Origin of the sequence: Novosphingobium rosa NBRC 15208 (assembly GCF_001598555.1) — a bacterium.
GTDB lineage: Bacteria > Pseudomonadota > Alphaproteobacteria > Sphingomonadales > Sphingomonadaceae > Novosphingobium > Novosphingobium rosa.
Window position 1 is genome coordinate 97,437 of sequence record NZ_BCZE01000001.1, and the last position, 12,307, is coordinate 109,743.

10 protein-coding genes are annotated in these 12,307 nt (G+C 63.8%); 6 read left to right on the forward strand and 4 right to left on the reverse strand.

Annotated elements, in window-relative coordinates; all coding sequences use genetic code 11:
- The first annotated feature begins 37 nt into the window (after nt 1-37).
- Nucleotides 38-1,144 carry a cellulase family glycosylhydrolase gene (locus tag SR3_RS00405; RefSeq protein ID WP_068079505.1) on the forward strand — a complete coding sequence of 369 codons (1,107 nt, stop codon included), beginning with the start codon at nt 38-40 and terminating at the stop codon, nt 1,142-1,144.
- 41 nt (nt 1,145-1,185) lie between these two features.
- On the opposite strand, the gene SR3_RS00410 is transcribed toward SR3_RS00405, so the two are convergent.
- Nucleotides 1,186-1,854 carry a FadR/GntR family transcriptional regulator gene (locus SR3_RS00410; protein WP_307557557.1) on the reverse strand — a complete coding sequence of 223 codons (669 nt, stop codon included), beginning with the start codon at nt 1,852-1,854 and terminating at the stop codon, nt 1,186-1,188.
- A gap of 449 nt (nt 1,855-2,303) precedes the next feature.
- Between SR3_RS00410 and SR3_RS00415 the strand changes: the two genes are divergently transcribed.
- The 5 genes from SR3_RS00415 to SR3_RS00435 all read left to right on the forward strand — a co-directional run bounded on the left by SR3_RS00415 (nt 2,304) and on the right by SR3_RS00435 (nt 9,785).
- Nucleotides 2,304-5,009, forward strand: a complete 2,706-nt coding sequence (locus SR3_RS00415; protein WP_068079508.1) for a TonB-dependent receptor — start codon at nt 2,304-2,306, stop codon at nt 5,007-5,009.
- A complete protein-coding gene (locus SR3_RS00420; protein WP_068079510.1) occupies nt 5,009-6,268 on the forward strand; it encodes a sialidase family protein in 1,260 nt (419 codons plus the stop codon). Before SR3_RS00415 ends, SR3_RS00420 begins: the two co-directional genes overlap by 1 nt.
- A complete protein-coding gene (locus SR3_RS00425; RefSeq protein ID WP_068079512.1) occupies nt 6,265-7,287 on the forward strand; it encodes a glycoside hydrolase family 43 protein in 1,023 nt (340 codons plus the stop codon). The genes SR3_RS00420 and SR3_RS00425 overlap by 4 nt, the downstream gene beginning before the upstream one ends.
- A 14-nt stretch (nt 7,288-7,301) precedes the next feature.
- On the forward strand, nt 7,302-8,345 hold the full coding sequence (locus tag SR3_RS00430; RefSeq protein WP_068079513.1) for a glycoside hydrolase family protein: 1,044 nt from the start codon (nt 7,302-7,304) through the stop codon (nt 8,343-8,345).
- Nucleotides 8,346-8,447: 102 nt separating this feature from the next.
- A complete protein-coding gene (locus tag SR3_RS00435) occupies nt 8,448-9,785 on the forward strand; it encodes a DUF3422 domain-containing protein (protein WP_084454810.1) in 1,338 nt (445 codons plus the stop codon).
- Nucleotides 9,786-9,806: 21 nt separating this feature from the next.
- Here the strand turns inward: SR3_RS00435 and SR3_RS00440 are convergent, their stop codons facing one another.
- The 3 genes from SR3_RS00440 to SR3_RS00450 form a co-directional block, all read right to left on the reverse strand.
- Complete coding sequence (locus tag SR3_RS00440) at nt 9,807-10,049, reverse strand: hypothetical protein (RefSeq protein ID WP_068079514.1); 243 nt, start codon at nt 10,047-10,049, stop codon at nt 9,807-9,809.
- 65 nt (nt 10,050-10,114) lie between these two features.
- On the reverse strand, nt 10,115-11,176 hold the full coding sequence (locus tag SR3_RS00445) for an AI-2E family transporter (protein WP_407668125.1): 1,062 nt from the start codon (nt 11,174-11,176) through the stop codon (nt 10,115-10,117).
- Nucleotides 11,177-11,220: 44 nt separating this feature from the next.
- On the reverse strand, nt 11,221-12,273 hold the full coding sequence (locus SR3_RS00450; RefSeq protein WP_068079521.1) for a homoserine dehydrogenase: 1,053 nt from the start codon (nt 12,271-12,273) through the stop codon (nt 11,221-11,223).
- Between the last annotated feature and the right edge of the window lie 34 nt (nt 12,274-12,307).

Below are 12,307 nucleotides of genomic sequence, written 5' to 3' on the forward strand. Positions count from 1 at the left end.
AAGCGCTGATACCCAATAACAATCACGGAGTGATGCAATGAAGAAGCTGATCCTCGCCGTGCTTGCGGGCACGGTGGCCTTTGCCACGCCCGCCGCCGCCCGCGACCGCTGGACGCCCGAGCAGGCCAAGGCCTGGTATGGCCCGCAGCGCTGGCTGGTGGGCGCCAATTACCTGCCCGCCAACGCCATCAACCAGTTCGAAATGTGGCAGCCCGAGACCTTCGATCCGGCACGCATCGATCTGGAGCTGGGCTGGGCGCAGAAGATGGGCATGAACACCATGCGTGTCTTCCTGCATGACCAGCTATGGGAAAAAGACCCCAAGGGTTTCGCCAAGCGCATCGACACCTTCCTGACCATCGCTCACAAGCATGGCATCAAGCCCCTGTTCGTGCTGTTCGACAGCTGCTGGGATCCCGATCCCAAGCTGGGCCCGCAGCATCCGCCAATCCCGGGCGTCCACAATTCGGGCTGGGTGCAGTCGCCCGGCACTGCCGCCCTGCAGGACCCCAAGCAATATCCGCGGCTTGAGGCCTATGTGAAGGGCGTGGTCGGCGCCTTCGCCAAGGATGATCGCATTCTGGGCTGGGACGTGTGGAACGAGCCCGACAATGGCGCCGATCAATATGCCGGCCAGCCCGCCAACAAGGCCCAACTGGTGACCCAACTGCTGCCCAGCGTGTTCCAATGGGCGCGTTCGGCCAATCCGACCCAGCCGCTGACCAGCGGCGTGTGGCAGGGCACCGATTGGGCTCCTGGCGACAAGCATCGCCCGATCGAGGACGTTCAGCTGGGTGAATCCGACGTCATCACCTTCCACGATTACAGCTGGCCTGAAACCATGGAACTGCGGATGACCAAGCTGGAGGCATATGGCCGCCCGATCATCTGCACCGAATATATGGCGCGCGGCGCGGGTTCGACCTTCGATGGGTCGCTGCCGCTGGGCAAGAAGCACAAGATCGGCATGATCAACTGGGGCTTCGTCGACGGCAAGGAGCAGACCCGCCTGCCGTGGGACAGCTGGCAGCGCCCCTATGTGCTGCAGGCGCCGACGCTGTGGTTCCACGATGTGCTGCACACCGATGGCACACCCTACCGCCAGGCCGAAGTCGATCTGATCACGAAAATGACGGCGGAATAAGCGTTGCGGGAGGCCCCACCGTGAGGATGGTGGGGCCTCCTTCAGCCTTCCTGCCGTTCGGCATCGGCGATCAGCAGCATCACTTCGCGCAGGATCATGCTCATGGCCGTATAAGCGCCCGCGCTGTCCCGCGCCTCGATGGCGAGTTTCACCGCGCGATGGGCGGGCAGGCTGGCGGTCCGGCCCTTGAAGCGGTTGGTGAAGCGGATCGAGGTGCGCAGCGCGGTTTCCACCACATCGCGGAACTGGGCGTAGAACGGATTGCCCGCCGCGCACAGCACCGCGACATGGAAGGCGATATCGGCATCGAGCGGATCGTCCTGCCCGGCTTCGGCGGCGACCATGCGCTGATAACCGGCCTCGATCATGGCGAGACCTTCGGGGGTGGCTTTACGCGCGGCCAGTTCGGCGGCGGCAGGCTCGATCGAGACGCGCAATTCGTTGAAATGGCGCAGGAGATTGATCGAAAATTTGCGCTCCAGCAGCCAGCGCAGAACATCGGGATCAAACAGGTTCCATCCGGCCTCCGGCTGGATGATCGTGCCTTGCCGGGGGCGGGCGCTGAGCAGGCCCTTGGTGGTCAGCATCTTGACCGCCTCACGCGTGACCGAGCGGCTGACAGCATAGGTCTGGGCCAATTCGGCTTCGGTGGGGAAGCTCTTGCCGGCGAACTCACCGGTGACAATCGCCCGCCCCAGCGCATCGAGCATGCTATATGTCAGATTTTTGCCCAAATGAGATTGTTCCACAATCACCCCGCCAATATCCACATTCTGAGCCATCGGCCCATTATATGATGAATGCAACCCATTATAGCCCATGGCCGGGCGCGATTTAAACCATCAGTCGCCGGAAAGGTGACACTCAAAAACCACAAGAACAAATTTTGTCCGCAGCGCGCCTTTTTATCCTACAAATATCTTGCGCCAACTGCATTCCGTGATATGCCCATTATATAAGATAAATGCAATGGCGAGATTAAGGCGGCGCAAGCCGCCCGAAGGTGCAGAGGTTCAACAAAAGCATTAATAAACAATAGATTGATTTCTATTCTCAGCACACCTGCGCATGACTGCAGGCGTGGCATCGACGCTGCCTGCGTTCAATCATCAGCTAAAACAGCATCGGCTAAAAACAACAAAAACAGAGGAGAAGGCGTGTGATCTTGAAGCGTGAATTCCTGCTGGCGGCATCCACGACGGTGCTGGCCCTGGCATCGCCGGGTCTGGCACGGGCCCAGAATACCGCCCAACCCGCAACGCCGGAAGTCCCGGCCCCCTCCACCGCCGCAGAACCGGGCGCCGCCGAAATCGTGGTGACCGGCCAGCGTGCGGCTCTGGCCTCGGCGCAGAACATCAAGCGCCTCGCCCCGCAGGTCATCGACTCGATCGTGGCTCAGGACATCGGCAAGTTTCCTGACAATGCCGTGTCGGACTCGCTGCAGCGCATCACCGGCGTGCAGGTATTCCGCGATTCTGGCGAAACCAACCGCGTGGTGATCCGCGGCCTGCCCAATGTCGTCACCTCGCTCAACGGACGCGAGATCTTCACCGGTTCCGGGCGCGGCTTTGCCTTTCAGGATCTGCCCGCCGAAGCCGTGTCGGAACTCAATGTCTACAAGACCAGCAGCGCCGATCTGATCGAGGGCGGCATCGCCGGCCTGGTCAACATCAACCTGCACAAGCCCTTCGATTTCAAAGGGTTTTCTCTGGGCCTGACGGCGCGCGGCGAATACAGCGAATATGCCAAGCGGGTGAACCCGATCCTGGGCCTGCTGGTCAGCAACCGGTGGGATACGGACATTGGCGAGATCGGCGTGCTGGTCGATGTTTCCTACCGCAAGCAATATTACAACCAGCCCGCCAGCTTCTCCGATCCGCGTTATGAAGCCTTCACCAGCGGCAATGACTTTCTGGTCTCCAACGCTGTCGGCGCCTTCTACACGCGCGGCCATCGCGAAAGGCCGCAGGCGAATTTCGCCATTCAGTGGAAGCCGTCGCCCAATGTCGAAATCTATGTCGATGGCATGTACGCGCATTACAAGGAACAGCGCGAGATCGACTATTACTTCGGCATTCCGGGTGGCGCCTCGTCGGTCAGCAATTTGCAGCTCTACTCGCCCTCGCAGGCTGGTGGTTGCGAAACGATCGCCACCCCCGCGCCGCATCAGGCCTGCGAACTGGCTTCGGGCACCTTCACCAACCCCTATGTCGCCACCAGCACGCAGGCCTTCAACCAGCGTTCGCATGATGCGCAGATCGCCACCGGCGCGAAGATCACCAGCGGCAATCTGAAATTCACGACCGATCTGGCCTATACGGACTCATCTTTCGCCGAAAACATCTTCATCATCGATACCTCCCTGCCCAATCAGACCTTCGATCTGGTCAGCAACACCGGGGGCCATATCAACTGGAACCTGCGCGGCAATGACAAGATGAACCCCAACCTCTTCCAGCTGCAGGGCCTGTTCCAGACCGGAGACACCAATTACGGCAATTCCATCGCCTGGCGCACGGACGTCAATTATGACTTCGACCACGGCTTCCTGAAGAAGATCGCCGCCGGTTTCCGCTACGTCAACCGCAATGCCGGAGCCACGGGCGAGACGCAGATTTCCACACCCTATTCGCAGGGCGGCGCGCCGCTGGTGTCGGCAACCAGCGTTTTCGGTCAGAACTTCTTTGAAGTGCTGCCCAACCAGCTGGGCTTTGCCGGGATCAGCCCCGCCGTTACGCCCGATATCAACTATCTCTTCAACAATCAGGCCAAGATCAGGGCCGCCTATGGCTTGTCGACCGGCGATCCGGATCAGGATCCCACGCGCTATTACCGCGCCGTGGAAAACAGTTTCGCCGGTTATGCGCAGGGCAGCTATGGCTTTGACCTTGGCGGCCTCGCCATCGACGGGCAGGCCGGTATCCGCATCGTGCAGAACAACCGCTCGATCAACGCCTTCACCGTCACCTTCACCACGGATCCTGCCAATCCGAAGATCGTGACCCCGGTCTCGGCCCGCACCACCGATACGGACTTTCTGCCCAACGCCAGCCTGCGCGCGCATCTCACCGACAAGCTGCAGGCGCGCTTCTCCTACGCCAAGACGGCCAGCCGCCCCGATTTCGGCAGCCTCAACCCGTCCCTGACGCTCAATCCGCCAACACAGAACCGGCTTGGCATCGGCTCGACCGGCAATTCCCAGCTGAAGGAAATCAAGTCAGACAACATCGACGCCACGCTGGAATGGTATTTCACCCGCTCCGGTTCGCTCACTGCGGCCTATTTCCACCGCAAGATCGACGGCTATATCCAGACCTATGGCATCCCCGAGGTGATCGGCGGCGTGAATTACACGGTCAGCCAGCCCCAGAGCGCGGGCAATGGCACACTGCAGGGCGTGGAAGTGGGCTATCAGCAGTTCTATGACTTCCTGCCCGGCGCGCTCAGCGGTCTGGGTCTGCAGATGAACTACACCTATATCACCGGCAGCACGCAGGCGCCGCTGGTCTTCGGCGGCGCGGCGGTGACCACGCCGCTGGGCAATGTGTCCAAGCACAATGGCAACGCCGTGCTAATGTATGAGAAGTATGGCGTGTCGGCCCGGCTTGCCTACAACTATCGCGGCAAGTTCATCGACTCCTTCAACCCCGGCGGCGTGCAGCTGCCCGCCTACAACGTCATCAAGGCGCAAAGCCATCTGGACCTCTCGGTCTCCTATGACGTCAAGAAGTATCTGACGCTGACTGTCGACGCCACCAACCTGACCAAGGCCAGGGCCTATGAATATCTGGGCACACCGCTGCTGCCTCAGAATGTTCGTTTGGAAGACCGCACCTTCTCGGTCGGCGCGCGGATGAAGTTCTGATGCGTGTCCACGCAAAATATGGGGCGCTGGCCGCCTTCGCGATGATGATGCCGGGAGGGGTGGCGCATGCCGCTCCTCCTTCACCGCCTGAAGGGCCGATCCTGTTCCAGCCGGATCACACCGCCAATCCGGAGGAAACCGGCGGCTATCCAAGGGTGATCCGCCTTGCCCACGCGGGCGCCGCCAATGGCACGCTGCTGGCCACCTTCGCCCATGCCGGGCGCAAGGGAGAAAAGGGCAGCCTGCCGATCTACCGCTCGACCGACAATGGCAAGAGCTGGTCCTCCCAGCCCATCGGCGTGGTGCGCGACGCCGTGCATGGCTGGGACATCGAGGCCCCCGCCCTCTTCGAACTGCCCGAGGCGCAGGGCGACCTGCCCGCAGGCACCCTTCTGGCGGCAGGCACGGCGTGGAACCGCCCGGATTTCCGCCAACAGGCGATGGAGGTCTTCATCAGCCGTGACGGCGGCGTCAACTGGACCTATCGCAGCAGCTGCGCTTCCGAAGCCCTGCAGGTCAACAACGAAGGCCACGGCATCTGGGAGCCCTTCTTCGCCATCACTGCGGATCACAGCCTCAACTGCTTCTTCTCCGATGAACGCCCCTCCGCCGATGGTCTGGCGCAGGTGATCGCCCATGTGCGCAGCACCGATGGCGGCGCGACATGGGGTCCGGAAATCTTCGATGTCGGTATCCGCGACGGCCTGGCCCGGCCCGGCATGCCCACCGTGCTGCGTCTGCCCGATGGCCGTCATGCCATGAGCTTCGAGAACTGTCAGGCCGGGGCCGATGCCGATCATGTCTGCTCGGTGTATCTGAAAACCTCGCCCGACGGGCAGGACTGGACGCCGATTGCCAGCCTCGGCACGCAGATCGCCAGCGCGGACGGCCATCGCCTGCTCCACACGCCGACCATCGCCTGGACGCCCTACGGCGGGCGCAACGGTACGCTTGTCGCCGTGGGCCAGCGGGTGGTGTCGGGGCCCGAGGGCCATGTCACCGTGGAGCCGGAATCCGGCCGCGTGCTGATGATCAACACCCAGCTTGGCGCGGGCCCCTGGAAGCAGATCCCCGCCCCGCTGCTGGTGGCCCCAACCGGCAGCTATGCTCCCAAGGCCCCCGCCTGCCCCGGCTACAGCTCCCCCCTGCTGGCCTCGGACAATGCCAAAGACCCGACGATCGTGATGCTGGCGGGCACTTTGGCTGAAGGCACCACCTGCGCCGTTCGCGCGGCGCGCGGCACCATCGGAGAGAAATGATGATACGCCCCCCGTTTCGCACCTTCATGGCCACGCTGGCCCTCTCGCTGGCGGCGCCTGCCGTCGCAGCGCCAGCGCCTTTCACCAATCCGCTGCTCCCTTCCGGCCCCGATCCGTGGATTGCGCGGGAGGGGCAGGATTTCTACTTCATGAGCACCGAAGGCAACCGCCTCGTCATCCGCAAGACGCGCAATCCCGGCGAGCTGCATGCCGCCACGCCGGTCACGGTCTGGACGCCGCCCGCGCATGGCCCCAACGCCATCTCGGTCTGGGCGCCGGAGCTGCATCGCATCGATGGGCGCTGGTTCATCTATTACACCGCCGCTCAGGATGGCCATGACGATGACGATCATCGCGGCATCTTCGTGCTGGAAAACGACGGGCCCGACCCGACCAGGGGCCAGTGGACCGATCGCGGCCAGCTGAAAACCCGGCATCACGGCATCGACGGCACCGTCTTTCAGCATGGCGGGAAGCTGTACTTCGTCTATTCCCCCTATGTCGGGCCCGAGAGCGATCTGGCCATTGCCCCCATGGAAAATCCATGGACACTGGGCTCGCCCGAGGTGATCATCGCCCGCCCCGATCAGCCTTTCGAAAAGCAAGGCGGGCGGCAGATTCTGGAAGGGCCGGAATTCCTGCAAGGGCCCGGGGGCGACCTGTTCCTGACCTATTCGGCCAGCGCCTGCTGGTCTGACGATTATGCGCTGGGCATGCTGCATGCCGCGCCGGGCAGCGATCCGCTCGACCCCCAGGCGTGGCGGAAGTCGCCGCATGCGGTGTTCCACAAGGATGCTGGCAACAGCGTCTATGCGCCGGGGCATAATGGCTTCTTCACCTCGCCCGACGGGAAGGAGAACTGGATCGTCTATCACGCCAATCCGGCGGCGGGGATGAAATGCACCGCGGCGCGTTCGCCCCGCATGCAGCGCTTCACCTTCGACGCTTCCGGTCTCCCGGTCTTTGGCCGCCCGGTATCCTCGGCCACCAAGCTCGCCCCGCCGGGCGGCACCCGCTGAAACAGGAGATACAGATGACCAGAACCCGCATCACGGCGGCAGCCGTCCTGTCGACGCTTCTTCTCCCGGGCGCTCTTGCAGCCCAGGAAGCCGGCCCCGGCAACGTTCCCGCAGGCGCGCATGAAGCGCCCTATGTCGACCCGGCCAAGGCCTATCTCTTCGCCCATATGAACCGCGAGCATTACGGCACGCTGTATTACTCGGTCAGCCTCGACGGGCTGCACTGGCGCCAAATCAATGGCGGCAAGCCGGTCTCCGCCGATTACCACGGCCATGCCTCCATCGCGAAGGGGCCTGACGGGCGCTATTATCTGGTCGGCAACAAGGGTGACGACGATCCGCTGATCCGCTTCTGGGTCTCGGATGATCTGATCAGCTGGAAACCCTTCGGCACCTATCAGCCCGATCTCAAGACCATCGCCGGGATGCCCCATGCCCTGCAGCGCATCGGCGCGCCCAAACTGTTCTTTGATCAGCCCTCGGGCCAGTTCCTGCTGACATGGCACACCCCCACCGTGGAGGGCGTGCCCGAAGACCCCGAACGCTATTGGGGCAGCCAGCGCACGCTCTATGTGCAGTCGAAGGATTTGAAGACCTTCGCCGAAAAGCCCAAGCGCCTCTTCCCCTGGGAGATGGCCACCATCGACACCATCGTGCGACCCAACGATGCCGCCCCGGGCTATTGCGCCATCCTGAAGGACGAGCGCTATCCCTCCTACGCCTGGACCACCGGCAAGACGGTGCGCATCACCTGCGCGCCCACGCTGCTGGGCCCCTATCCCCTCCCCGGCCCCTCGCTCAGCCCCAATTTCCGCGAGGCGCCCACCATCATCCGCGCCCCCAACGGAAAGGACTGGCTGCTCTGGTACGAGCAGTATGCCGGGGCGAGCTATGGCCTCTCGATGGCGCCGCGCCTGACGGGCCCCTGGTTTCAGGTTTCCGGCAACAGCAATGTCGCCGAGTGGGACCGCTACTCCATGCCTGCTGGCTTGCGCCACGGCTCGATGATCGAGATCAGCCGCAAGGAGTATGACAAGATCGTCGCCGCCATGCCCTGACCGCCAAATTCCATAGCTGCGTCTTCCCGCCCGCACGCGGATTGTGCTACCGGCTCGTTCAAGAGCCTGTTTTCCAATCCGCGTACGAGGTTGCAGATCATCATGAGCGAAGGGCCCGATCCGGCGGCTTCCACCCTGCCGCTGCGCCACGAAGGCCCCAGCCTGTCCTTCCTGCATCCCGAGCAGGACCACCCCTTGCGCGCCTCGCTCTCCACCGAGATGCATGTGCGCAAGATGCCGCATGTGGTCGCTCCGGCGCGGGTGTTGCAGCTGGTGATGCTCACCGGCCCGCAGGATGCGCGCGAAAGTCTGGCGCTGCTGGCCCGGCGTTTCGCCAAGGACGGCCCGCCACTCGACGAGGATATCCGCTTCCTCACCCGCCCTCTGGGAGCCCTGAGTTTCGCCTGGGAACGCCATGCGGAATTCATGACCTACACCTTTATCGCTCCCGGCCATCAGGGCGAACTCTTCGATCTGGCCCCCTTCGCGGAGATTGCGGATTGGGCCAATGCCCTGCCGGGGCGCATCATCCGCTCCAGCCATATCAGCCTGATCGCGCAGGAACCCTCGGCGGCGGTGATCCGCTCCCATTTCGCCGCCGACGATCTGATCATCTCGGATGCGGCGCATGGCAAGGCCCGCCTGTGGAGCGATTTTCGCCTGCATCCCGATGGTTTCGGCCGCTTGCTGATCCATGATCGCGGCATGAGCGGCATCGATGCATCGCAGCTGCTGCAACGCGTGCTGGAGCTGGGCAATTACCGCAAGATGGCGCTGCTGGGCCTGCCCGAGGCACAAGCCGCCACCCCCGCCATCACCGCGCTGGAAAAGGAACTGACCGCCATCACCATGCAGGTGGCGCAGGCCGATACGGATGATGGCCAGATTTTGGATCAGCTGACCGCGCTCAGCGCCTCGCTGGCGCAGATCGCAGCCTCCACGCGCTACCGCATGAGCGCCACGCGCGCCTATTCGGAAATCTGCATCGACCGCATGCGCCGTCTGGCCGTGTCACCGGTGGAGGGCTATCGCTCCTTCGACGATTTCACCGAAAGGCGCCTGCTGCCCGCCATGCGCAGCTGCGAGGCCTTCAGCCGCCGCATCGACGATCTGTCCCGCCAGGCCGCATGGGCCAGCGATCTGCTGCGCACCCGCGTCGATACGGCGCTGGCGCGGCGCAACCGCGATCTGCTCGCCTCCATGGACCGGCGCACCGGGCTGCAACTGCGGCTGCAGCATACGGTGGAGGGCCTCTCCGTCTTCGCGATCAGCTATTATGCGCTCAACCTGCTCCATCATATGGAGGAAGCGCTGAGCCACCTGGGCCTGCATCTGCCCGAGATCACCGATGCGCTACTGATCCCGGTGGTCATCTTCGTGGTGTGGCGCAGCGTCCATCACCTGAAAAAGACCAAGCGCGATACCGGGGCGGAGCATTAAGCCGCCCCGGCCTGTCGCCGCTCAATCCCTGGGAGCAGCCGCCAGCGCCGCGCTGAGCCGGGCTTCCGCCGCTGTCGCCTCGGCGATCACGGTGCGCAGGGCGGCGGCGGTGTCTTCCAGCAGGCTGGCGCTCAGCGGGCGCTCGCCATTGATAAAGCGGCGCAGGGCCCGTTCATCGATGCCGAGGCGGCGCGAGGAAGCCGCAATTCCGCCAAACACCTGAATGCAATGCGCAAAATGATCTTGCTGATCTTGCAGGGACATGGGTCTGGGTTTCCTTTCTTCGCTTGACGCCCGCCCTGCCCCAGCCTTGGCGCCAAAGCAAGCCGTCAGCCGGTTTCGGCTCTGGCGGCGCGTTGCAGGGTCAGGATCTCCCACCCCGTCAGGAACAGCGCGGCGACAAGCGGGCCCACCACGATGCCGCTGATCCCCATCAGATCGATGCCGCCCAGCGTGGTGACCAGCACCAGCCAGTCGGGAATGCCGGTGTCCCGCCCCACCAGAATGGGGCGCAGGATGTTGTCGGCCAGACCGATCACCACCACGCCCGAAAGCACCACCACCACCGCCTGCCAGATCGCCCCCGTCGCCAGCAGATAGAGCGCCACCGGCACCCAGACGATGGCCGGCCCGATGGCGGGCAGCAGCGCGCCAATCACCATCAGCATGCCCCACAGCAGCGCGGCGGGCAGCCCCACGATCCAGAAGGTGATCGCGCCGAGCCCGCCCTGAGCCAGCGCCACCAGCCCCGTGCCCTTGATGGTGGCGCGCACCACCGTAATGAATTTCTCCGCCAGCCTTGCGGCGATGGGGGCTTCGATCGGCAGGCCGCGCAGCACCGCCGGGCCGATGCGATCACCATCGCGCAGCAGGAAATACATCACATAGAGGCCGACGCCGCAGGCCAGCAGAAAGCTCGCCGCATTGGCGCCGATCGACAGCGCCTGCCGCGCGATCATGCTGACGCTGTTGTTGATGGCTTCGGCCACGCGTGCCTCGGCATGTTCGAAGCTGCCGAAGCCCGAGGAATCGAGCAGCTGTTGCAGGCGCTGCGGCAAGGCATCGTGAAGCTGCGCGAAATAGACCGCGACATTGATCTGCCCGCTGCGCATCTGGCCATAGACATCCGCCGCCTGCTCCACCACCAGGCTGGTGAGGATCAGCGCTGGAATGACCACGGCCACGGTGATGATCAGCATCGTCAGCCCCGCCGCCAGATTGCGCCGCCCCGGCCAGCGCCGGAGCAGTTTCTGGAACAGGGGCTGGAACAACAGGGCCCCCAGCACCGCCCAGAGCAAGGCGCCGGTAAAGGCCGAAAGGATCAGCCCGAGCCCCAGGCTGACCAGCGTGAGAAATATCAGAAAGCCGCCGTTCTCAAGGCGATAGCGCATGGATTTCATGGTGGGTGAACGCTCGTCAAGGCCGATGGGTCCGACTATGATGAAGAATTGCCGCCCACCAAAGGCAAATGTCCATAGGGTTTCGCGTGGCCGCTGCGGATCGCCAGAATATGCTCGAAATCCTTCAGCGCCGCTGCCGCTGTCGCCATGGGTTCGGAGCCGCAGCCCATGGCCACCACCTCACCCATCAGATCGGTGGCGATGCGGATCGCCTTGTTCTTGCCCGCCACCAGAGCGAAAGGATCGCTGGGCGGATAGGCATGAACGCCGACGCTGGCCTTGAAGCCCTCCCCCTCGCGCCACAGCCGCCCGATCAGCTTGGGCGCCAACCCCTGGTCGCGCCAATCGCGCAGTTGATCCTCGCCCAGTTTGTCGATGCCCGTGACCGCCATATCCGCGATGGCCAGATCGGCGCCAAGGCCGAAATTGGCCAGGATCAGCAGCTTGCAGGCGGTGTCCCAACCTTCAACATCGTTGCGCGGATCGCTTTCGGCGAAACCGGCGGCCTGCGCCTGCCTGAGCGCCTCGGCGAAACCAAGGCCGCGATGGATCATCGCATCGAGCAAGAAATTGGTGGTGGCGTTGAGAATGCCCTCGATCCCCAGCACGCGGCAGCCGATCAGATTGTGGTTCAGCAGATCGATGGTGGGCAGAGCCGCAGCCGTGGCCCCGCTCAGCTTGAGCAGCGATCCTGAAGACCCGGCCAGATCGCGCAAGGCGCGCCCGTCAAACACCAGCGCGCCTTTGGAAATGACAATGGCGTCGCGCCCCGCCGCAAGCGCCTCGCGCAGATAGGGCAGGCCCGGGCCGCCGGTGCGAAAATCGCTGGGGCCCGCCTCAATCAGCACATCGGCCTCGCTGGCGGCGATGAAGTCGGCACCGGTCAGGCCTTCCTCCAGATGGTCGAGCCGGTCCGGCTCCAGCCCGGCAGCATCCATCACCCCGGCCCGTGATCCGCAGGCGGCGACCAGAAGCACATCCACGCCATAGCGCGCCCGATACTGCGCGCGGCGCGACAGAAGCAGCTGCGCGGTGGCACGCCCCACGCCGCCCAGACCCGCCAGAGCGATACGGCATTGTTGCGTCATATGTGCGTTTCCCGGGCTGAGCGGTCATCCAGGG